The sequence below is a fragment of the Streptomyces sp. NPDC028298 genome (assembly GCF_055565895.1).
Genome location: NZ_JBVHTL010000008.1, coordinates 114871 through 137670 on the forward strand (window position 1 = coordinate 114871; position 22800 = coordinate 137670).

Here is a 22800-nt window from a genome sequence, read left to right on the forward strand (position 1 = left end):
GGTCCGTCGCTCGACGGAAGAATGCCGCAACACCATCTCTGCGAAAGCGAGTTGGCGGCGAGGTACTGCCCTTGGGCCACAAGTCATGGGGATTTCCTGCTTGTTCCGCGTTCACAGCCGGCCCGGACGGCGGGCACGGCACTTCGCGAGGGTGAAGACCACTCGCCTGATCCGGCGCCCGGTCGCCGTTCACCGGCGCTGCGCCTCATCCACGGAATACGGCTCCGCGAATACCGCCATTCTTCCACATATCGCCTCGCCGACCGAGAGCGAAAATCCTGGCATTCCCGACGAGAGGCCGAAGACCGCGCATAAGCGGCAAAGTGACGCACGCCACTCCCTGCGGTGGTGAAACTGACTGCTACATCACACCGACCCGCCCGTGAAACGACTCCACCGAACCTCAAAGTCGAGGTAAAGCGCCTGCTCGGAGGGTGGATAACAATTCCGTAAGAGCCGCGAGATAGCACATCTAGTAACTTTTCCAGCGTTTGACCAGAATATGGACAATTGGGATGGTTGAAGCGTCACAGAACATTGGCCGAGCAGGACTACAGGTCCCCGCCGCGGCACTACGTGCGCGCCAGTCGGTGTGCATCCCCGAGAGTCACCTCTGGAGCGTTCACCATGCCCACGAACACCCTCCCCACCCCTCAAGGACTGCACCTCGGCGCCGCTTTCGAGACCCTCAGCGGTCACGCCGCCCTGGACGCACCGGAGGTGGGGGCCGTGGCGGTCGTGGGCCTCGGCTACGTCGGTCTGCCGACGGCGCTCGGCCTGCTGGCCGCGGGCACCGAGGTGATCGGCATCGACGCGAGCACCGAACGGCTGGAGGCCATCCGGGGCGTCGACGTCGACCTCCTGCCCAGCGACCTGGAGCGCCTGAAGGAGTTCAACGGCGACCCGCGCTTCACCCTCACCGACGACCCCGCGGCACTCGCCGACGCCCGCACCGTCCTGGTGTGCGTACCGACCCCGGTGGACCGGCACCTCGCCCCCGACCTGCGCGCACTGACCGCCGCCGCGGCCACCGTCGTCGAGCACGCCGTCCCCGGCCAGTTGCTGATGCTGACCTCGACCACCTACGTCGGCACCACCCGTGACCTGCTCACCGAGCCGCTGACCGAGCGCGGCTTCACCGTCGGCGAGGACATCTTCGTGGCCTTCTCGCCGGAGCGGATCGACCCCGGCAACGCCCATCACACCCAGGACACCACCCCGCGCGTGGTCGGCGGCGCCGGCGAGGAGACCATCGACCGGGCCATCTCCGTACTCTCGCGCACGGCTTCCTCCGTGTACGTGCTGCCCTCGCCCGAGGCGGCCGAGATGACCAAGCTGTGGGAGAACACGTTCCGCGCGGTCAACATCGCGCTCGCGAACGAGTTCGCCGACAACTGCCGTGTCCTCGGCCTGGACCCGATCCCCGTCATCGAGGCCGCCGCGACCAAGCCGTTCGGGTTCATGCCCTTCTACCCCGGCCCCGGGGTCGGCGGGCACTGCATCCCGTGCGACCCGCACTACCTGCTCTGGCAGCTCCGCGCCGAGCGCAGCACCTCCCCGCTGGTCGAAGCCGCCATGAACGCGATCGCCGGCCGGCCGCGCCAGGTCGTGCGCCGGGTGCGCGAGGCACTGGGTGAGCGCGGCAAGCCGCTCACCGGCGCCCGGATCCTGATCGTCGGCATGGCGTACAAGCCGGGTGTCGAGGACCTGCGGGAATCGCCCGCGCTGGAGATCTTCGACGAGCTGGTCCACGAGGGCGCCCAGGTCCGCTTCACCGACTCGATGGTGCGTGCCGCGCGGGTGGCCGGCGGGATACAGGAGAGCGTTCTCGTGCCCGAGGACCACGCGTGGGACCTGGTGCTGGTGCACACCGTGCACCCGGGCGCCGACCTCGCCTGGCTGAACGACCGGAACGACGTCCTGGACGCGACGTACCGGCTGGACTCCGTGGACGCCCGGGAAACCCTGTGAGCGACCTGCACCCGCCGGGAGCCGAGGACGCGGCCCTCGCCGCGCCCGGGGCCGCGCTGCCCGGGGCGCCGCGAGGCCGCGTGCCAGATCAGGCGACCGCGGCCGAGTCCCGTGACATGTCGGTCGGCCCCGAGGGCGCGACCCTTCCCGTGGCCACCGCCTCGTGCGGACTGATCCTGCCGAACCCGCGTCCCCGGGCTTCCGTGCCGCTGCCGCAGGTCCGCTCGTCCGCCGTCGTGGGCAGGCCGCCGGGCCCGCTGACCCGCTGGACGAACCGGATGCAGACCGATGTGCGCTTCGCCGTGCGCCGGGTGCTGGCGATGTTCTGCCTGCTGCCGCTGGGGCTGATCCTGGCCCGCGAGTTCCCGCTCGTGCCGGAGAAGCCGCTCGTCATCGGCTACGGCATCACGGTGCTGGTCGGCACCATCGCCATGCTGCAGATCGCGTACAGCCGCTACGACGACCCGTCGGTCCGTACGCTCCGCAGGCGCCCCAAGGACCTCGCGTCGTTCCCGTCCCTGCCGGCCGTGCCGAAGGTGTCCTTCCTCCTCGCGGTCAAGGACGAGTTCGAGTACATCGAGAGCTGTGTGCGCTCGATGGCGGCCGGCGACTATCCCGACCTGGAGATCATCGTGATCGACGATCTCTCCGAGGACGGGACACGGGAGATCCTCGACGGGCTCGCGGAGGAGCTGGGCATCACCCTGCTCAAGCTGGAGAAGAACCTGGGCAAGAAGCACGCCCTGGTCCGGGGCGCGAGCATCGCGACCGGCGACGTGCTGGCGTTCACGGACTCCGACTGCGTCCTGGCGCCCGACGCCCTGCGCAAGTGTGTCCAGGCGCTGGTCGACCACCCCGAACTGGGCGCGGTCAGCGGCCACTGCCGGGCGCTGAACGTCGACGAGACGCTCTTCACCCGGGCTCAGGACGTCTGGTACGAGGGCCAGTTCCGGGTGGCCAAGGCGGCGGAGTCGGTCTTCGGATCGGTCACGTGCGTCTCCGGTCCGCTGGCGGTCTTCCGCCGGGACGCGGTGTACAACTACTTCCCCGCCTGGGCGGGCGACCGCTTCCTGGGCGCCCCCTTCCGGTTCGCGACCGACCGTCAGCTCACCGGCTACGTGCTGGGGCAACTGTGGGTCGGCAAGAAGCTGAAGAAGCAGTACGCCGACTCCCCGTTCGTCACCGCGCAGGACTATCCCGAGCGCAAGTGGCGTATCGGCTACGTCCAGTCGGCCAAGGTGTGGACCAACGTGCCCGAGCATTTCCGGCCGTTCATGAAGCAGCAGATCCGCTGGAAGAAGAGCTTCATCCGCAACACCTGCTTCACCGGCACCTTCATGTGGCGGCGCGGTGTCGGCCCGTCCTGTCTGTACTACGGACATGTGCTGTGGGTGATGGCCGCGCCGTTCATGGCGGTCCGCCACATGATCCTGTCCCCCCTGCAGGGCGGGATCTTCGTGAGCGTGCTCTATCTGTGCGGCGTCGTGCTCAAGGGCAGCATCTGGGGTCTGGCCTTCAAGATCGACAACCCCGGTGACGCCCGCTGGCGCTACCGGCCGCTGATGAGTCTGCTGTCGGCGCTGCTGCTGTCCTGGCTGCTGCCCTACTCCCTCGCGACCATCCGTCGCGGTGTCTGGTCGAGGACTCGGTGATGAGGAACTTCCTGCGGCGCAAGTCCGTCCGCGTCATCACCGATGTCGTCGCCATCGTGGTCGTCACCGGCATCTATCTGATCGTCCTGTCGCGAGGGAGCGTGCTCTGATGGCTCCGTGGCGCGAGCCCGCCACCGTCGTCGTGCACGACCACGGCAACGGTCCGGAACCCTGCTTCCGTGGTCACTACGCCGACACGGCGGCCCACGACCGCGGTCGTGGCCGCCGTCACGGGTGGGGCCGGGGCTGGACGCAGTGGCCCGTCCGCGTCCTGCTCGGAGCCCTCACGCTCTCCGTGGTGGTGGCGTCGGGTGCCGCGGGCATCGAGCGCTACCTCAGCCGCAAGTACATGTCGCCTCAGGCCCCGCTGACCCAGGCATCCGTCACGACCGCGGACAAGGCCGGCTGGACGCGACAGGGCGGAGGCCTGCCGGACCACGCTCCGCCCGTCGTATTGACGTTCCACGACGTCAACAAGACCAGCAAGAGCCCGTACGCCCTCACCCCGAAGGCGTTCGACGCCCAGCTCACCGCCCTGGAGAAGGCCGGCTACCGCACGCTGACCGCGAAGCAGTTCACCGCCTACATGAACGGTGGTCCGGTGCCCCGGCGTTCGGTGCTGCTGACCTTCGACGACGGCACCGACGGACTGTGGAAGTACGCCGACCGCATCCTGGCCAGGCACAAGATGCACGGCACGATCTTCCTGATCACCGGGTCGATGGACAAGCACCGCCCCTACTACCTCACCTGGCGCGAGATCGAGCGGATGAACCGGTCGGGCCGATGGGACTTCCAGAGCCACACTCGGGCCATGCACAGCGTCAAGCAGGTGGACGGCGCAGGCAACACCGGCGCACCGCTGATGAACCGCCTGTGGCTGGAGGCCGAGGGACGGCGGGAGAACACGGCCGAGTACCGCGCCCGGGTGCTCCACGATCTCGCCGGCTCCGTCAAGGACATCGTCGGCCACGGCATGCCGACGCCGACGATGTTCGCCGTCCCCTTCTCCGACGGACCCGGTCAGCAGGACGCCGACTCGACGGACTCTCAGGCCAGGCATCTGCTCAAGGAACTGTTCCCGCTCGTGATGACGGACCATTCGAGCGTTCCGCTCACGGCCAGCCGACGGTCCGCGACGGCGGGGCTCGTCCAGCGTGTCGAGGTCTACGCCCGGACCACTCCCGACCAGATGCTCACGGACGTCGCGAAGAACGTCCAGGTCCCGGCCGACGCGCACCGGCCGCTGGCCGAGCCGGAGAACTGGGGAGGACGCCAGACCCGTACGAGCTTCGACGTCTTCCTCGGCAAGGCGCCCGCGTCGGCGCGGACGCCCCGGTACGCCAAGGCGGACTACCGGCCGAACAGCAGCGTGGACTGGACGGACTACAGCGCCACCGCGCTGCTCGGGTCGCTGGGCAACGGCACCAACCAGGCCGCGCTGGGGGTCCGGACCAACAGCAAGGAGCCGGTGACCGTGGTGATCACCAGGAACCGGGCGACCCTGCTGGTCAACGGCTACAAGGTGGCATCAGGACCGCTGGACCCGAAGTCCGATCACACCGTGACGGTCAAGGTCGGGCGCAACACCACCACGGCGTACGTCGACGGCGGGGTGAAACTGAGCCATGTGTCGGACCAGCCGTCCGATCAGCTCTCCGGCGGCGTCACCATCCGGTCCGGTATCAACCGGGCCGGGAACCAGTGGCCGGTCTTCAAGTCGCTCGACGTCTCACCGCTCGAGGGCGCGTCGCGCCACGGATGACCCGGCGGCCGTACGGCACTTGGTGGGTTCGTCGCGTTCCGGTGTGACCGGGACGGACGATCCCACCCCGTGTCGGGTGCCCTCTCAGGTGCCGCTGTTGATCGTGGCGTCGGTCACCACGCCCTCGCTGACGTTCCACCTCTTCAGGACCTCCATGTAGGAGCCGTCCCGGATGGCGGCGTCGAGGGCGGCCTGGATCGCGTCCCGCAGCCGGGTGTTCGAGCTGAGCACCGCGATGCCGTACGGGCCGGCGCCGATCTGTTCGCCGGCCATCTCGAAGTCCTTGCCGCCGCCCGCCGTCTTCACCGCGTAGGCGACCACCGGGAAGTCGGCGACGTCGGCCGCCACGGCGCCGCTCTTGAGGCGGGCCTGTGCCTCGTCATGGGTGTCGTAGGCCTCGATGTCCATCGGTTCGTCGCACCTCTGGGACTGGAGCAGGTCGTACGTGGTGCTGCCGCTCTGGACGGCCACCTTCTTGCCGCAGAGATCGGCCAGTGTCTTGACGTCCTCGGGGTTGCCCTTCTTCACCATGATCGACGAACCGGCCTCGAAGTAGTCGACGAAGTCGATGTCCTCGCCGATCTTCTCCCCGGTGGCGGGGTCCAGCCCCTCCTGACGGTCCTTGGTGTCGGTCATCGCGGACATGACCACGTCGTAGTGCCTGGCCCGCAGGCCGGTGAGCAGGGTGTCGAGCGCGCCGTTGACGAACTGGAACCGCACGCCCAGTTGCCTTCCCAGGACGGCGGCCAGGTCGGGATCGACGCCGGTCGGCCGGCCGTTCCGCACGAACTCCATCGGTGGATAGAGCATGTCCGAGCCGACCCTGACGACCCCGGACCGCTTCACCGACTCCGGAAGTTCGTCGTGCAACGGCGCCTCGGCCGTGCCGGACGCGGAGGGCGAGGCCTTCTTCGGGGCGTCGTCGCCGCAACCGGTCAGGGCCAGGGCGGCGACGGTCATCGCCCCGAGCGCGGCGAGGCGTTTCCTCATCCGGACAGCTCCTCTCGGGCGCCCTGCCGGGCCGCGAACCGGCACGTCACACCCGTAAGTGATCATCACCTCTCATTAGGTCATTTCGTCACTTTTCATGTCAACGTCCTGAGGTCGTTCCGGGGTGTCGTTCACGCATGCGGCCGTGGCTCTCCGATCATCGACATGAGCAGGCGGTGGGTCCCGGCGTCGGCGGCCACCACGAGTCCCCGGCCCGACGGCCCGATCGGGCCACCGTCGATCCCAGTGACGACGCAGCCCGCCGCCCTGCACAGGGCGATGCCGGCCGCGAAGTGCACGCTCCCGGACAGATCGCCGCCGTCCGTCACGTACGCGGCGCGCTTGCCGGCGGCGACCCAGGCCAGGGCCAGCGTGGTGGATCCGACCCGGGGCCGGAAGCGTTCCACGAACTCGGGCCGGGCCAGCAGGTCCACGGCGCGGAATCCGGGCGCGCCCGGGAACGGCGGGTCCAGGTTGACGTCCACGAGCCCGGTGGCGGACGAGGGCACCAGCCGGGCATCGGCACCGTCGCGGCGCACGCACGCGGTCTCACCGTCGGTGAAGTAGATCTCGCCGCCGAACGGGTCGGCCACCGCCGCGGCACCGCCGCGCAGCGCCACGTTGACGGCCACCAGCAGGGTGCCGACCGCGTAGTTCAGCGTGCCGCACAGCGGGTCCACCAGCCACTGGCGCTCGGCTCCCGCGGCACCCTGCGGCCCGCTCTCCTCACCGAGCACGGCGTCATCGGGCCGGGCCTCCCGAAGAATGTCGAGGATCCTCTTCTCGGCCTCCACATCGGCGGTGGTCGCGAAGTCTCCGCCGCCCTTGTCGATGCGCGTGAGACGCCGCCCGTACAGGGCCCGCACCACGTCCGCCCCGGCGCCGGCCGCGACGGTCGCGACCGCGGCATCGTCAAGTCCCGCATACGAGTCGCTCACCTCCGGCACGATATCGGCGGGGGGCGCGGGTCGGGTGCGGCCGCCGGGATCTGTGGGCCCGCGGGGCCGATTGTCAGTGGCCGACGCTAGCGTTCGCTGCATAGTCGCACTCCGCCCGGGACGCACTGACCTGGGTGAACTGTGCTCTGATCCGGTGTTCTTGACGCGGAAGGCTGTGGCTCGTGGGGTGGGTGTCAGCGGGTGACGGGTATGAAGTCGCCCTTGTGGAGGGGCGGGTGGCGGCGCGTGCCACCTCGGGCCGGTCGGCGGGGCGGCAGCTCAAATCGCTCCCGCGCGCGCTGAAGGACCACCCGGAGGTGGACCGGCTGCGGCGCTTCGCCGAGTGGCTGGACCGCCACGCCACGGCGTGTGGGGCACAGGTCGACGCCTGGATGGTGTCGTCGCTGCCCGTGCCCACCGGCCTGCTGGCCCGGGTGTGGCCGGACGAGGCCTGGCAGTCCGCGCTGCGCGATCTGGTGGTGGTCGGCGACGACCCCGACGACGTGGGCTTCCTGCGCGGCGCCACCGACGCCGGCGAACTGATGCTGGTGAACCTGGACGGCGAGACTGTCCGGATGGCCCCGCGCACGGTCACCCTGCCGCACCCCGTGCTCCTCCCGGACCTTGACGATCTGCGCGAGTTCGCGGCCGAACTCGGCATCGTCCAGCGCGTCGAGCAGATCCACCGGGCCACCTGGCGGCAGCCCGGGGACCTGCGCGCCAAGGCCACCGAGGTGAGGGACTTCGCCGGGGGCTCGTTCCGCTCCCGCTTCGCGCTCGCCGCCCGGGCGAGTTCGCTCGGCTACCGCGTGTCCGGCGGATACGCGACCGCCCGCGTGCGGGACGGCGGACGCGGCCTCGAATCCTCGGTCTGGATCGGGGAGCCGTACTGGGACAGCGAGGTCGAGACCGGGGCGCTCACCTGGCGGGACCAGGACGGCCGCGCCCTGCCGCTGGGCGAGGTGGGACCGGTCGCCTGGTCGGAGGGGATGCGCATGGCCGCGGCGCTGTACGCGGGCCGCGTCATCGAGGAGGGCAAGAACGCATGAGCGGGGGGACGCAGGTGTCGTACGAGGAACTGCTGACGGCGGGCGCGGTGCTGCCGCCCGGCACGGAGGGGGCCGGCGAACTGGGGGTGCCGCTGACGGCGCGGACGTACCGTCACCCAGGCCTGGACGACCGGGTGGTGGTCCGGCTGGTCGCGGGCGAACTGGGCGCCGCGGAGGACCTGGCCGCCGGGTTCCTCGGCCTGGAGCAGGACGCCGAACCCGTCGTCGTCGGATTCGGGCCGCGCCAGTCGCTGGGCTTTCCCGAATGGGTGCTGGTGCACCACCCGAAGGACGGTCACCACGCGCTGCGTGTGGTGCCGGACCTGGAGCGGGCCGGACGCCAGGCCAAGTCCCGTCCGAAGGCCGCACTGGACGCCTTCGTGGAACTCGGGGAGCGGCTGGCCGCGTCGGTGCCGCACTTCCTGCCGACCTTCTACGAACAGGCCGGACGCGTGTTCCTCGCGGAGGAGAACGCGACCTACGCGGCCCAGCTCTTCACCCGGGCCCGCAAGGCCGAGGCGGAGCACGGTCTGACGGTGCAGGAGGAGCGGCTGGACGCCGTGTTCCTGGAGTTCGCGCTCGCCGGGGCCCTCCCGGTCAAGGTCCTGTCGGCCTACGCGAGGGAGCTGGCGGCGCGTGTGCCGGCCGAGGACGCGCTGCGGCGCTTCACCCGGCTGTGCCTGCGCCGGACGGCGGGCGGGCTGCCGCCGTCGGCGCAGATGGCCAACGACCTGCGCAAGCTGGCCCGCGCGGCCGGCCGGGACGCGAACCTCGCCGAGCAGGAGTACGTGTCCGAGCTCCTCACCCTGCCGGCGACGCTGCGCGCGGCGGCCGGCTGGTGGAAGGGACACCGCACGGCGCTGGTCGCCCTGGCCGCGCGCGAGCCGCGGGCGCGGGGCACCCTGCTCGATCTGATGCCCGCCGCTCACGACAGCGACATGCCCGCGATGTGGCTGGAGCTGCTGGAGGCCTCCGGAGCCACCGCCGGACTGTGGGACGCCTCCCTGCCCGACGAGCAGCGGCCGCAGGACGGTGCCGCGGGCTGGCTGGAGCGGTTCTTGAACTACCGCCGGCGGGCCCGGTCCTGGCGCGACTCCAGTCGCATGGCCGAGCTGTATCCGCTGGTGGAACGGACGGCGGACCGGCTGCGGGCCGAACTCGCGGCCTCCGGCGCCTCGTTGAGGGTCGTCCACGATCTCGATCTGATCGACCTGCTGCTGTCGCTGGACGTCCCGGTGGCCGCTCCGCGGAAGGGCGACGCGCTGCTGCTGACGCAGTGGTCCCTGGGCGAGGGCCGCCGCGACCTGCTGTCGGTGGCCGCGGACAACCGCTTCCACGGGGCCTTCCGGCGGGGCGCGGACCGGTTCGGCAACGACGACCAGTCACTGCGGGCGATCGCCCTCCTCGCGTCCTCTCCGGGCGGCGGTCCCCTGCTCGCGGACTGGGTGCGTACGGTCGTACGGCGCTTCACCGCGGTCGGCCTGCCGCAACTGCCCGATGCGCTGGCCCGGCTGAAGTGGCTGCCCGCCGAGGCGCTGGCCCTGGCCGAGGACGAGGTGCGGGCCGCCGCCGGCACCGACCTCGCGCCGGTGCTGGCGCGCACCCTGCGGGCGGGGCTCTTCGACGAACTCGGCTGGCCCGCCTGGGAGGACGCGGTCGCGTCTCTCGTCCCCAAGGCCGACGTGGAGGACGTGGTCGTCGCCGACGCCTGGCCGCACCTCGTCGTGGCCGGGGCCGCCCAGGCGCGGGTCATCGGCGCCGAGGGCACGCTGCTCACCCACGACCTTCGGATCCCGGCGAACGACACCTGGGGCGATCCGGGCTTCCACCACGTGGACGGAGAGCTTCTCGTCTACTGGAACGACCGCACCGAGGGCCTGCGCGGCTACTGGCACCCGCGCCCCGACCGCCTCGTGTCGCTGGAGGGCGCCCGGAACACCCGCGGCACCCGGATGGACTGGTACCAGGGCCACGGGCCGATCACCCTGCCGTTGGCCGACGGCGGCCGCACGACCGGCGGCGGCGTCCTGCACGCCGGGGACACCACCCTGCCCGAGGAGCGGCAACTGCTCTGCGACGGCGTCTCGTACTGGGTGTGGTGCGCGGACGGCGGCGCGCACGACTGGCACGAGTACGACCCGGCGACGGGTGAGCACGGCCGCGCGAGCAGGCCCGCCTTCTTCACCGACTCCCTGCGGGACGCCCCCGAGGGCAGCACGTTCGCAGGGGGCCGGCTGAGCCCGTCACCGACCGCCGGCACCCGGCCCGCCTCCGCGCCCGTGGACGGTCTGGTCGGCCTGCGCGTGGTGACGCTGCCCGACGGCTCCGTGCGTGCCCAGGATCTGGCCGGGCGCACGGTCACCCTGCCCGCGGACGTCGGCCGGCCCTCGACGCTGGTGGTCTTCCCCGGCTCGCAGGAGGCACGGGCGATCGTCCGCGAGAGCTGGAGCCTCGCCATCGTGGACGCGGACGGCGTCGTCACCTCCGTGGCCAAGACCGACCGCGCGCCCGGAGCGTTCGGCGAGGGCTCGCTGCTGCTGCCGCCGGTGCAGTACTGGGAGTGCCTGACGGCGCGCGACCCCGAGGGCTCCGCGGCACTGCGGAACGTTGACCGCGACACGGCGGCGGCCCTGCTGTCCGCCGCGGGGGACGAGGACAAGGACGTCCTCCTCCAAGCGATCCGCTCCCGCCTCCCCGTCACCCACGACGCGCTGGTCGCGGGGATCGCCGGGGTCGTCCGGCACGCGGGCGGTCAGCAGGCCGTCCTGGACGCGGTGGCGGCCCGCCTCACCCGCGCCCTCGACGGCGGCCCGCAGGAGGAAGGCCCGGCCGGACCGCCGGACACCGTGCTCCTCGACGCCGCGAACGGCCTGTGCGGAACGACCCGCTCCTGGTGGAACCGGGACGACGAGGCCGACACCGTCTTCCGCGCCCTGCGCGAGATGAAGCGGGCGGCCGGGCTCTCCGGCACTCCCGCCACCGAGGCACCGGCGGGGCTCCTCCACCTCGACGGACGACGGATCCCCGTCGGCCAGCCGCATCTGGAGACCCTGCTCGACCGCGTGCCCGCCCTCGCCTTCCGCACGGCGGCCCTCACCACCCCCGACGACCACCGTGCGGCCCTGCGGGCGCTGCTCGCCGAGGTCGACGCCCTGGACCTGGCCACGACCGCCGAGTCCTCGCACTGGCGGGCCGTGGAACTGCGCCTGGGGGCGGGCGTGCTGCGCACCCCGTCGGGCGAGTGGCGCGAGGGCGCCTGGAACGGACTGCTGCCGCTCGGCGGCGGTTCCTTCATCGCCGTGGTGGGACGTGTGTCGCAGGGCGAGGACGGCTGCGTCTTCACCGGCTTCTTCCACGATCCCGCCGGCCGCTTCGAGACTCCGGAGCCCTACGAGCTCCACAAGTCGGCCCCGCTGGGCGTGGACCCGTACGCGGGCCGCCTCGGCGCGTTCCTCGCGGAGCTGTCCGCGCGGGGTCCGGCGCCCTGGTTCCCGCGGGCGGCCGAGGAGTTCGCGCGGCTGACGGGCGTCACCGACACCATGGCCCGGCTGATCGTGGCCGGTCTGCCCCAGGTCGACGTCTACGAACGGTCGTTCCTGACCGCGCAGGCGTGCGCGGCCATCGGGGTGAAGGCCGCCGCGGCGGCCGTCGCCAAGGAGGAGCTGCACCAGGTGGATCCGGTGATCCGTGCCGCGGTCGTGGCCGCGCTGCTGCCCGCCGAGCCGGCCCGCCTGTGGACCGAGGGCCCGGACTGGGCCGCCGCGGCCGAGGTCTGGAACGCCAGGGTGGGCCGACGGGCCGCCGTGCCCGAGGAGTTGCTCGCTGACGCGATCCGCGCCTTCAAGCACGGCCAGTGGAACGTCCGCCAGGCACTGCCCGCGCTGCTGGACCCGGCCGGTGAGCCCCGGCTCACCCGTGACCTGGAGTGGGCGGTCGACGGTGACCGGGTCAAGTGCGTCGACCAGGACGGGGCCGGATTCGGCGGGCCGGTACTGACGGGCTTCGTCGGACTCGCCGCCTGGCTCGCCCACCGGCTGCCCGCCGGCGATCCGATCCGCGCCGCGCTGCCCGCCGCGCTCGACGTCGTCCGCGACCGGCTGTCCCACCCCGGGCTGATGCTCGACCTCAACCAGTACGTCAGCCTCACCGCCTTCCGGAAGACGGCGGGCGCACCGACCGAGGTCGGCAAGGGTTACGAGCGCTACGGCGCCGTCGTCCTCGCCACGCACGATGACCAGCCCTCCCCCGCCCTGCGGGTCTCCCTGCTCGACGAGGCGGGCCAGGACCCGTACCTGCCCGCGCTGCGCGTCGACGGCCAGCGCCCGTACCAGGTGGAGGTGGCCCTCCGCCTCGCCCGCTCGGCCGGCTTCGAGGCACTGCTCGCCGATCCCGGCGACCCGCAGGCTGGCGAGCATTCCGCGGACGGCACCTGGTGGCCCCAGGACCCGACCCGATCGGTGCCGGATCTGGTGACCGAGACCGCCAAGGAGTACGACCTCGGTGAGGACGCCGCCGCGCTATACCTGATGCTGCTCGCCCTGCCCGACCCGACGGACCGGATGACGGCCCGCTGGACGGGGTGGAAGCCCGCCCGGCTCAAGGCGGCCCGCGCCGAACTGGCCGCCACCGACCTGGTGGTGGAGGCCAGTCGCACCCGGGCCGGACGCTCGCTGTTCCTTCCCGGCGGCTGGGTGGTGCCGAAGGCTCCACGCGTTCCGCTGGAGCAGTGGAAGCGGCCGCTGTACAACGACCTGCTGTGGCAGGAGGAGGCCCTGCTCGCCGTGATCGTGCCGACCGAACCCGTCGCGGACCTGTACCGAAGGGCCTGGCAGCGGGTCCGGGAGGGCGACGGGCCCCGCTTCGAGGAGTTCGCGCTGCGGACGGGCCGCCGCCGCTGACCCACCGCCGGGGCCCTGGCCGCACCGACCCGCCCCCTGGGCCCCGGCGGGGCCGACCCGACACCGGGGCCCGGGCAGGGCCGGCACGGGGCGGGGCTCCGGCGGCCTCAGGCACGGGCCCCGCCACCATCCGGCGCCCGCGACGCACCCGGCCGTCGAACGCCCCGTACACCTCCGCACCTCACGACCCGCCTGATCACCGCACGCCCCGGACACCATCCGCAACTCACCCCACACGTACCCGTCGAGCAAGGAACACGCATGACCCCGACCGACACGGCGACCGCCCTTCCGGCACGGCAGACCCTGCCCGCCGAGGAACGCCACGCCACCGAACTCGCCTTCCTCGCCGCCCACGACACGGGCCCCCGCCCGCCCGGCTGGCGGCTGACGCCGCGCGCCGTCATCACCTTCGTGTGCGGCAGCGGTGGCGAGCCCCTCGTCCTGCCCGAGCGCCACGACACGCTGCCCGACAAACTCGTCATCGCCCCCAAGTTCGTCGGCGAACGCGCCCTGGTGGAACGGTGTGTCGTCACCCTCGCCGGGGAGCGTGGTCTCCTGCTGGTCGGTGAGCCGGGCACGGCCAAGTCGATGCTCTCCGAGCTGCTGTCCGCCGCCGTCTCCGGCACCAGCGCGCTGACCGTCCAGGGCACCGCGGGCACCACCGAGGACGCCCTGCGCTACGGGTGGAACTACGCCCTGCTGCTCGCCCAGGGCCCGACGCCGCAGGCACTGGTCGACTCGCCGGTGCTGGCCGCCATGCGCGCCGGGCGGGTGGCCCGCGTCGAGGAGATCACCCGCTGTCTGCCCGAGGTGCAGGACGCGCTGGTGTCGATCCTGTCCGACCGGCGGATGAGCGTGCCCGAACTGGCCGGCACCGACGACGCCCAGGTCGCGGCGGCCCCCGGGTTCACCGTCATCGCCACCGCCAACCTGCGCGACCGCGGTGTCTCGGAGATGTCGGCCGCGCTCAAGCGCCGCTTCAACTTCGAGACCGTGCACCCGATCGCCGACGTCGACGCCGAGACCGCGCTGGTGCGGCGGCAGGCCGTCGCGGCCGTGGAGCGGGCGGGCGCCGCCTTCGGCGTCGACGACGCCGTCCTGGACGTGCTCGTCACCGTGTTCCGCGACCTCCGCGCCGGCCGGTCGGCCGAGGGCTGGGACGTGGAGCGGCCCGGCACGGTCATGTCGACGGCCGAGGCGGTGCAGGTCGCGGTCTCCCTCGGCGTGGCCGCCGCGTACCTTCCCGGCGCCGACTCCCTCGACCTGGTCCCCGGTCACCTGCTGGGCGTCGTCCGCAAGGACGACCCCGCCGACCACGCACGCCTGCTCGGCTACTGGGACGGCCCGGTGCGCCGCCGCGCCGAGGACGGCTCCGCGCTGTGGCGCAGGCTCTGGGACCTGCGGGAGAACCTCCGGTGACGTACACCCAGGAACCACGGGCGGCCGTCGCCGCCCTCGCCGACTCGGTGGCGCCGTACCTGCTGGGGGTACGGCACCACAGTCCGGCGCTCGCCTCGGCGGTGCCCGCCCTGCTCGACGCCTGCGCGGCCGAGGTCGTGTGCGTGGAACTGCCGGCCGACTTCCAGGCGTGGCTGCCTCATCTGGCCGCGCCGGGCACCCTCGCGCCGGTCGCGCTCGCCGGGGCCGGTGAGAACGGCAGGCTCGGCTTCTATCCGTTCGCCGACTTCTCCCCGGAGCTGGCCGCGGTCCGCTGGGCGCGGGACCGGGGAGCGGACGTGGTGTGCTGCGATCTGCCGATGTCCGATCCGCGGTGGAACGCGGACGGTCCCTACCCGCCGGGTGACACGCCGCCGGCCCCTGCCGGCGACACGCGCTCCGCCCTCGCTGGTGACACGCGGTCCGCCCCTTCGCGTGGCACGCGGTCCGCCCCTTCGCATGGCACGCGGTCCGAGGTGGCCGAGGAGGTTGCCGTCACCCCTGCCGTCTCCTTCGGGAACGCGCTCGCCGCGTCCGGGACCGGCCGTGACGGTGACGATCTGTGGGACCGATGTGTGGAGGTCCTCGCCCCGGGATCCACTCCCGAGGCGATCCGCCGGGCCGCGCTCGGCGTCGGCTGGGCGCTGCGCAGCGACGCCGAGGCCTCGGGCGGCGCTCCGGCGCTCGACCTGGCCCGTGAGGCGTACATGCGCGAGACCATCGCCCGCACGGCGGTCGGCGGGCGCCGGGTCGCCGCCGTCGTCGGCGCGTTCCACGCCCCGGCGCTGACGGCGATCGCGCCGGTGGCGGACGTGGGGCCGGGCGCCGATCCGATGCCGGGTTCAAGCTCAGGTTCAGGTTCGACCTCGGGCTCAGGTTCAGGTTCAAGCTCAGGTTCAGGTTCGACCTCGGGCCCAGGTTCAGGTTCAGGTTCGAGCTCAGGTTCAGCTTCCGGTTCCGGTGACGCCGACGGGGTCTCGACGCAACCCGGACTCGGCGCTCGGACGAATGCCACAGAGGTCGCCCGTCTCCGCACGAACGCCGCGGAGGTCGTCACCTCGCTCGTCCCCTACGCCTTCGATCTGCTGGACTCCCGCTCCGGTTATCCGGCGGGCATCCGGGACCCTCGCTGGCAGCAGGCCGTGTTCAGGGCCGGCGGCGACCCCGAGCGGGTGCGGGAGGCGGCCGCGCGTGCGGTCACCGACGTGTGCCGGGAACTGCGTGCGGCCGGGCACCCGGCCGGTACGGGCGAGGCCGCCGAGACCCTGCGGATGGCGGACGACCTCGCGCGCGTCCGCGGACTCGCCGCACCCGGACGGGGCGAGGTCCTCGAAGCGCTGACGAGCGTGATGGGCCAGGGCGAACCACTGGGCCGCGGCCGTGCTCTCGCGCGGGCGCTCGAAGTGGTCCTGGTCGGCACCGAGCGGGGCCGCGTCGCACCGGGCACGCCCCGCTCGGGGCTCGGCCCGTGCGTGGAGGCGGAGGTCGCCTCCCTCCGCCTGCCAGGACCCGACGACCCCGCGGCGCGTGAGCTGCGGCTCGATCCGATCCGCTCCGCTCTCGACGGCCGCCGCGAAGTCCTCCTCCAGCGTCTCGCCGTGTGCGGCGCGGGCTATGGGGAGACCGTGGCGGTGGCCGGTACGGGCGACGGGTCCGCCCTCACCACGCGCTGGCGGGTGTCATGGACGCCGGCCGTCCCCGTACGTCTGGATCTGGCCGGGATGCGGGGTGTGACCCCGGCCCTGGCCGCCGAGGGCACCCTGCGGGAGACCTTCCGCCGGGAGTCCGCGGACGGCGGGCCCACCTGCGCCCTCGTCCTCGCGTCCCTGGGCGCCGCCGCCCGCTGCGATCTGCCCGCGCTCGTGTCGGAGCGGCTCGCCGATGCCGCCGAGCTGTTCCCGGCCGCGGCCACGCTTCCCGAACTCCTCACCGCGCTCGACCTGTTGGAGGCCCTGTGCCGCGGCCATCTGCCCGGCACCGATCCGGACACCCGGCAGGCCGCCGCCGAACTGGCCACGGATCTGCTGGAGTCGGCGGTACGCACCCTGCCCGGACTGGCGGGCAGTGACCGTCCGGAGGACACGGCCGCGCTGATCGAACTGGCCTCGCGGGCCGGTGAACACCGCCTCGGACTCCGGATGGACGACGCGCTCGGCACCCTCGCCCGCACCGGCTCCCCACTCGTCCAGGGCGCCGCGCTGGCCGCCCGGGTGCTGCTCGACCTCGACGACGCCACCGTCCTCGGCGCCCGGACCGCGGGCTGGATCGACACGGCCACCGGCCCGGAGTCACGGCAAGCGCTGGGCCGCCGTCTCGGCGGGCTGCTCAGCGGCGCGGCCGCCCTGCTCCAGTCGGCGCCGACGGCGCTCGACCCGCTCCTCGACCGCGTGGACACGCTCGGCGACCAGGACTTCCTGGACCGGCTTCCCGCCCTGCGCGGAGGCTTCGACACGCTGACCCCGGCGGGGCGCGACCGTCTCCTGCACACCGTGACCGAGCGGCTCGGTGACCGTCCCGACCTGTCGCTCACCGCCGCACCGCACCTCCTGGCGCTGTGGACGGCCGCGGACGCGGCGGGACGCGCGGCCCTCCGCGCGCTGGGTCTGGCCGCCGACACGGACCTCGCCGCAGCGGGCGACTCCGGGATCGGCGCGATCCCCGGCCCGCCCGAGGCCGGGCCGGCCGCGTCCGAACCCATCGCATCGCCGCTCGCCGCGCCCGCCGCACCGTCGCGCGCCGCGATCGCCGCAGCCCCGCGCTCGGCAACCACAGCGGCCTCCACAGCGCCGTCCGCCGATGTCCGGATCACGCCCGCCGACCGCTGGCGGCTGCTTCTCGGCCGCGAGACCGACAAGCTCCCGAAGAACGCCCGCCGGTACGCGCACGCGCTCGACGAGCTGTACGGGACCGGGCGCGGTGAGGGCTCCTACGACCTCGGCCGGGAAGGCGGCGCCTCCGGACAGGGCGGCGGCCGGGAGGCGTCCTTCCCGACGGCCCGCGAATGGGCCGCGGAGCTGGAGGCCCTGTTCGGGGCACAGGTCAGGGAAGAGGTGCTGGCCCGCGCCGCCGACCAGGGCCGCAGCGACGTACTGACCGAACTCGACCCGGCCTCGGTCCGCCCCTCGGTCGACCTGCTGACCTCCGTGCTGTCGCTCGCGGGCGGAATGCCGGAGAAACAACTGGCCCGGCTGCGCCCGCTGGTGCGGCGTCTGGTCGACGAACTGGCCAAGGAGCTCGCCACCCGGATGCGCCCCGCCCTCACCGGGCTCGCCACACCTCGCCCCACGAGGCGGCCTGGTGGCCGGCTCGACCTGCCGCGCACCCTTCGGGCCAACCTCGCCCACACCCACCGCACGGCCGACGGACGAACCGTGGTGGTGCCCGAGCGGCCGGTGTTCAGCACCCGCTCGCGCAAGGAGGCGGACTGGCGCCTGATCCTCGTGGTCGACGTGTCCGGGTCGATGGAGGCCTCCGTCATCTGGTCGGCGCTGACGGCGGCCGTCCTGGGGGGCGTGCCCACTCTGTCGACGCACTTCCTCGCGTTCTCGACGGACGTGATCGACCTGACGGACCGGGTCGACGACCCGCTGTCGCTGCTCCTGGAGGTACGGGTCGGCGGCGGCACCCACATCGCGGCCGGGCTGCGTCACGCCCGCTCCCTGGTCACCGTGCCCAGCCGGACCCTCGTGGTCGTGGTGAGCGACTTCGAGGAGGGCTACCCGCTGGGTGGACTCCTCGGCGAGGTCCAGGCCCTGGCGACCTCCGGGGTGCATCTGATGGGCTGCGCCGCTCTGGACGACACCGGCACCCCACGCTACTCGGTGCCCGTCGCGCAGCAACTCGTCGCGGCCGGCATGCCCGTCGCCGCGCTCAGTCCCCTCGCCCTCGCCCGCTGGGTGGGCGACCGTCTCCGCGGAGAAGCCCGTTGAACCCCGAACTGCCCCCGGTGGCACCCGATGTGGTCGCCTCCGCCGTGGAGGGCCTGACCAGCAGGCTGCGCAAGAAGCTGGACGCCACGATCACTTCGTACGCGGCCCTGCCGGTCGTCGCGGACGGCGTGGTCCGGCGCGTTCGGTGCGGTGAGGACGCGGAGGTCGCCCTCACGCCCGGCGCGTCCGGCTCGGTCACGGACGCGGGTCAGGTGGTGTGCAGTTGCCTGCTCGCACCCCGGTGCCTGCACCGGGCCGCCGTCCTCGGCGCCTGCCCGCTGGCCGACCCGGAAGCCGAAGCGGAGACCGCGGGCGGCGGGGAATCGGTGGGTTCGGAGACGGTGGCCGACGGGGCCTCCGACGCCGCGCCCACTGCTGCTCCCGTAGCCGCTCCGACCGCTCCTCCCGGCGCCCCTCCGTCCGCGCTTCCCGTCGCTTCTCCGGCCGCCCCTCTCGGTGTCTCCGCGGCCGGCGCTCCCGGCGGCTCGCGCACCGCCGCTCCCACCGCGTCGCCCGCCGGGGGATCCGCCGGGGGATCCGCCGGGCAGCCCATCGCCGGAACCGGCATCGAGGCCGAGGAGGTTGTCTCCCTCACCGAGGCCCAGCGGGCCGCCGCGTCCGAACTCTGGTCGGCGGCCGCGGCGTTGCTCGCCGCCGGGGTGCCCGCCGCGGGCGCGGTCCCCCAGGCCGAGTTGCTGCGGGCCGCGCACACGGCCCGGCTCGCCGGACTGCACCGCGCCGAGGCGGCCGCGCTGCGGGTCGTACGCGGGCTGCGTGGCGCGCGTGCCCGCCAGGACGGCCACCGGCTGGCCGACCTCGTCGCACAGGTACGGGAACTGCTCCTCACCACGGCCCTGTTGGGCTCGCAAGCCCCGGGGTCCGCACTGATCGGCACCGCCCGTCGCGCCTACCGGCCGGGCGGCAGCCTGCGCATCCACGGGGTGTGCAGTGAGCCGGTCATCGCCGCGACCGGCTACAGCGGCGTGGTCACCCATGTCGTCGCCGAGGACGGCCGCTGGTACTCGGTCGCCGACGTCAAGCCGGGCGGACCCGCTCGTGCCCAGGGCGCGGTCACCGCGACCGTGGCGCTCGGTTCGGGGAACCTCGATCACGCCCAGCTCTCCCGCGGCGGGCTGCTGATCTCCGGTGCCACGGTGTCCGCGGACGGCCGGCTCGGCTCCGGAAAGGGGGTGCGGGCGACTCCGCTCGCGGGCGGGTCGTGGTCCTCGGGGCCGCTCGCCGCCCTGTTCGGGCGTCCGCTCGCCGCGACCGTCGCCGAACGGCTGGGCGCGGCGCCGGACGCCGACCCGGAGCGCGCCGAGCAGGCGGCCCGGGAGCTGGTCGGCTGCGATCTCGTCATCGTCGGAGCGGCCGGGGACCACCTGATCGCCCGGGAGCTGCCCGCCGGACGGCCGGACAGTGAGGGCATCCTGATGCGGCTGGCCCCGGCCGCCGACCACCCGGGGCTCACCCACACGGCCAACTTCCGCCGGCTCGCTTCCCGGCCGGGGCTGCGATTGCGGGTCGTCGGCCGCCTGGACCCGGACCGCGCCGCCACGCTCCGACCGCTGGCCGTCGCGCCGCTGCCGGGAACGGAGGCGACGCTGCGGCTGCCCGCGGAATGGCAAGGGCACGCAGACCTGGGCTACAACCGGCTGGAGGGCTCCCACTTCCCGCCACAGGATGTCGTAGAGGCCGCCGCGGTGTCCGCAGTGGACGGGGCGGCCCACGAAACGCCGGATCCGCTGGCGCAGGCCCCGCTGTGGCGGCTGCGGCGACTGGTCGAGGTCGCCGTGTCGGGCGGCCGCAGAGCGGTGGCGGAGCCCGCGCGCGACGGCGACCTGCGCGGGGACGGGCCGGCCTTGCGGCGCGGTGGTTTCCCGACGGCCGCGGATCTGGCGGCGGGCCTCACCGAGGAGGCCGACCGGCGCACGCGTGACGTCTTCGGCCGCGCCGGCGGGGCCGATCCGGACCGCTACGCCCGTGCCTGGCTCGCCGCGGCCGTCTATCTCGCGGGCGTCGAACGAGCCTTGGTCCAGGCGACCTGGCAGCCGGCGGCCGCCGGTTCCTGATCAGCCGTTCTGGCGTGGCAGGCGCACCACCTGCACGAAGAAGTCGTCGATCTGGCGGACGGCCGCGATGAACTGGTCCAGGTCGACGGGCTTGGTGACGTAGGCGTTGGCGTGCAGTCTGTAGCTGCGCAGGATGTCCTCCTCCGCGGCCGAGGTGGTGAGGACGACGACCGGGATGTGGGAGAGGGCAGGGTCCGACTTGATCTGCTCCAGGACCTGACGGCCGTCGTACTTGGGCAGGTTGAGGTCGAGGAGGATCAGGTCGGGCCGGGGCGCGTCGGCGTGGGCGCCGCGCCGGTAGAGGAAGTCGAGTGCCTCCTCGCCGTCGCGCACCACGTGGAGCGTGTTGCCGATCTTGTTGTCCTCGAACGCCTCCCGGGTCATCAGCTCGTCGCCCGGGTCGTCCTCGACGAGGAGGACGTCGATGGGGGTGCCGGCGGGAGTTGTCATATCAGGGCCTTGTCCTCGGTGCCGTCGTGAAGGGTGTCCGCCGTGTCGGCGGACGGGAGGGTGAAGCAGAAACGTGTGCCGTCGGTGTGGGTGGTGTCGATCCAGATGCGGCCGCCGTGGTATTCGACGATCTTCTTGCACAGCGCGAGGCCGATGCCCGTCCCACCGTAGGCATCGCGGGCGTGCAGCCGCTGGAAGATGACGAAGACCTTCTCCTCGAACTCGCCGGGGATCCCGATGCCGTTGTCGGTGACGCAGAAGCGCCAGGCGCCGGAGTCCTCCGGGTCGCGCGCGCAGGTGATGTTGATGTGCGGGGTGCGGTCGGGGTGACGGAACTTGACGGCGTTGCCGATCAGGTTCTGCCAGAGCATCGTGGCCAGGGTCGGATCCCCGACGACCTGGGGGAGTTCGTCCGGCCGGTCGATGCGTGCGCCGCTGTCGGTGACCGAACTGTCCAGGTTGGCCAGTGCCTTGTTGAGGGCCTGGTCGAGATCGATCGGCAGGCGGGCGTCGTTGACCCGGCCGACGCGGGAGAAGGTGAGCAGGTCGTTGATGAGGATCTGCATGCGCTTGGCGCCGTCGACGGCGAAGCCGATGTACTGCCCCGCGCGGTCGTCCAGTTGGTCGCCGTAGCGCTTCTCCAGCAGTTGGCAGAACGAGGCGACCTTCCGCAGGGGTTCCTGCAGGTCGTGGGAGGCCACGTAGGCGAACTGTTCGAGTTCGGCGTTGGAGCGGCGGAGCTCGACGGCCTGCGCGTCCAGGTCGGCGGTCTGCCGGGTGAGGATCTCCCGCTGCTCGCGGGACGCGCCCAGTTCGGCGACGATGCGCTGACGCATGTTCTCGACGTCCCCCGCCACGGCGGTGAGATCGACGGGCCCGCCGCCGGCGATGACATGGTCGAAGTCGCCCTGCGCCACCCGCCGGGTGGCGATGCGCAGGTCGTCCAGCGGACGTGTCACCAGGGCGCGGATCAGGAACGTCAGCACGACACCGGTCAGCAGGAACACCACCACCATGGCGGTGAGCACCGCGTCGCGGATCTTCCGTGAGGACTCCAACTGGTCCTGGCCGTCTTCGACCGCCGCCGCCAGTCCGGCGATCTGCTCGGCCGAGGCGCCACGGATACGGTCGAAGGACTTCTTGCCGCGTTCGGCGGTCGACGAGTCGATCGTGCGCGGCTTGCCCGGTGTGATGCTGCCGACGAGGGGTTCGGCGTAGGTCCGCCGCCAGTCGGCCGCCCGCTTCTCGACCCTCTGCAGATCGCCGAGCAGTTCGGAACGGTCGCCGATGAGGGCACGCAACCGGGCGACGGCGTGTGCCTCGTCCTGCTGTCCCTGTTCGTAGGGGGCAAGGAACTGTCGGTCCGCCGCGATGGCGTAGCCACGGATGCCCGTCTCCTGGTTCACCAGGGCCGCCTGCAGCCGGTACGCCTCCGTCTGCGCGGGCTTGACGTCCAGGAGCAGATGGTCGGTGACCGAGGCCGTCCGCTGGAGCAGCGCGCCCCCGATCACGGCGCCCACGATCACCACCAGGGACATGAGCGCCAGTACCAGCCTGATCCAGCCCTGTACCGTCAGCCGACGTCCGGCCCATCGTGCGCCGGTCATGTTCCGTGTCCCGTCCTCGAAGTCAGTTTTCTCACGCTC

At 72.8% G+C, this 22800-nt stretch carries 12 protein-coding genes; 8 read left to right on the top strand and 4 right to left on the bottom strand.

All coding sequences use genetic code 11. The features are described 5' to 3' along the window. The first annotated feature begins 627 nt into the window (after nt 1–627). The 3 genes from ACZ4TO_RS31180 to ACZ4TO_RS31190 all read left to right on the top strand — a co-directional run bounded on the left by ACZ4TO_RS31180 (nt 628) and on the right by ACZ4TO_RS31190 (nt 5388). Entirely contained in the window at nt 628–1971 is a 1344-nt protein-coding gene (locus tag ACZ4TO_RS31180) for a nucleotide sugar dehydrogenase (protein ID WP_382778573.1), read from the top strand. Beyond that, nucleotides 1968–3623, top strand: a complete 1656-nt coding sequence (locus ACZ4TO_RS31185) for a glycosyltransferase family 2 protein (RefSeq protein WP_468025962.1) — start codon at nt 1968–1970, stop codon at nt 3621–3623. The genes ACZ4TO_RS31180 and ACZ4TO_RS31185 overlap by 4 nt, the downstream gene beginning before the upstream one ends. Before the next feature lie 109 nt (nt 3624–3732). Next, a complete protein-coding gene (locus tag ACZ4TO_RS31190) occupies nt 3733–5388 on the top strand; it encodes a polysaccharide deacetylase family protein (protein WP_468025963.1) in 1656 nt (551 codons plus the stop codon). 84 nt (nt 5389–5472) lie between these two features. On the opposite strand, the gene ACZ4TO_RS31195 is transcribed toward ACZ4TO_RS31190, so the two are convergent. Together ACZ4TO_RS31195 and ACZ4TO_RS31200 are read right to left on the bottom strand one after the other, a co-directional pair. Continuing rightward, nucleotides 5473–6378 (bottom strand): ABC transporter substrate-binding protein, encoded by a 906-nt coding sequence (locus ACZ4TO_RS31195; RefSeq protein WP_468025964.1) that lies wholly within the window; start codon nt 6376–6378, stop codon nt 5473–5475. 131 nt (nt 6379–6509) lie between these two features. After that, a complete protein-coding gene (locus tag ACZ4TO_RS31200) occupies nt 6510–7316 on the bottom strand; it encodes an inositol monophosphatase family protein (protein WP_468025965.1) in 807 nt (268 codons plus the stop codon). 182 nt (nt 7317–7498) lie between these two features. On the opposite strand from ACZ4TO_RS31200, the gene ACZ4TO_RS31205 reads away from it, so the two are divergent. The 5 genes from ACZ4TO_RS31205 to ACZ4TO_RS31225 all read left to right on the top strand — a co-directional run bounded on the left by ACZ4TO_RS31205 (nt 7499) and on the right by ACZ4TO_RS31225 (nt 20704). Next, nucleotides 7499–8365 (top strand): DUF4132 domain-containing protein, encoded by an 867-nt coding sequence (locus ACZ4TO_RS31205; protein ID WP_385041445.1) that lies wholly within the window; start codon nt 7499–7501, stop codon nt 8363–8365. After that, entirely contained in the window at nt 8362–13263 is a 4902-nt protein-coding gene (locus ACZ4TO_RS31210) for a DNA-binding protein (protein ID WP_468025966.1), read from the top strand. The genes ACZ4TO_RS31205 and ACZ4TO_RS31210 overlap by 4 nt, the downstream gene beginning before the upstream one ends. A 261-nt stretch (nt 13264–13524) precedes the next feature. After that, nucleotides 13525–14685 carry an ATP-binding protein gene (locus ACZ4TO_RS31215; RefSeq protein WP_382778579.1) on the top strand — a complete coding sequence of 387 codons (1161 nt, stop codon included), beginning with the start codon at nt 13525–13527 and terminating at the stop codon, nt 14683–14685. Further along, on the top strand, nt 14682–18632 hold the full coding sequence (locus ACZ4TO_RS31220) for a vWA domain-containing protein (RefSeq protein WP_468025967.1): 3951 nt from the start codon (nt 14682–14684) through the stop codon (nt 18630–18632). The genes ACZ4TO_RS31215 and ACZ4TO_RS31220 overlap by 4 nt, the downstream gene beginning before the upstream one ends. Continuing rightward, nucleotides 18629–20704, top strand: coding sequence for a hypothetical protein (locus tag ACZ4TO_RS31225; protein WP_468025968.1), 2076 nt, complete (start codon nt 18629–18631; stop codon nt 20702–20704). The genes ACZ4TO_RS31220 and ACZ4TO_RS31225 overlap by 4 nt, the downstream gene beginning before the upstream one ends. Here the strand turns inward: ACZ4TO_RS31225 and ACZ4TO_RS31230 are convergent, their stop codons facing one another. Further along, the gene (locus tag ACZ4TO_RS31230; RefSeq protein WP_382778582.1) at nt 20705–21154 is read right to left on the bottom strand and encodes a response regulator; all 450 of its coding nucleotides are present in this window, start codon (nt 21152–21154) and stop codon (nt 20705–20707) included. After that, nucleotides 21151–22761, bottom strand: coding sequence for a sensor histidine kinase (locus ACZ4TO_RS31235; protein ID WP_468025969.1), 1611 nt, complete (start codon nt 22759–22761; stop codon nt 21151–21153). Before ACZ4TO_RS31235 ends, ACZ4TO_RS31230 begins: the two co-directional genes overlap by 4 nt. Nucleotides 22762–22800 lie beyond the last annotated feature (39 nt).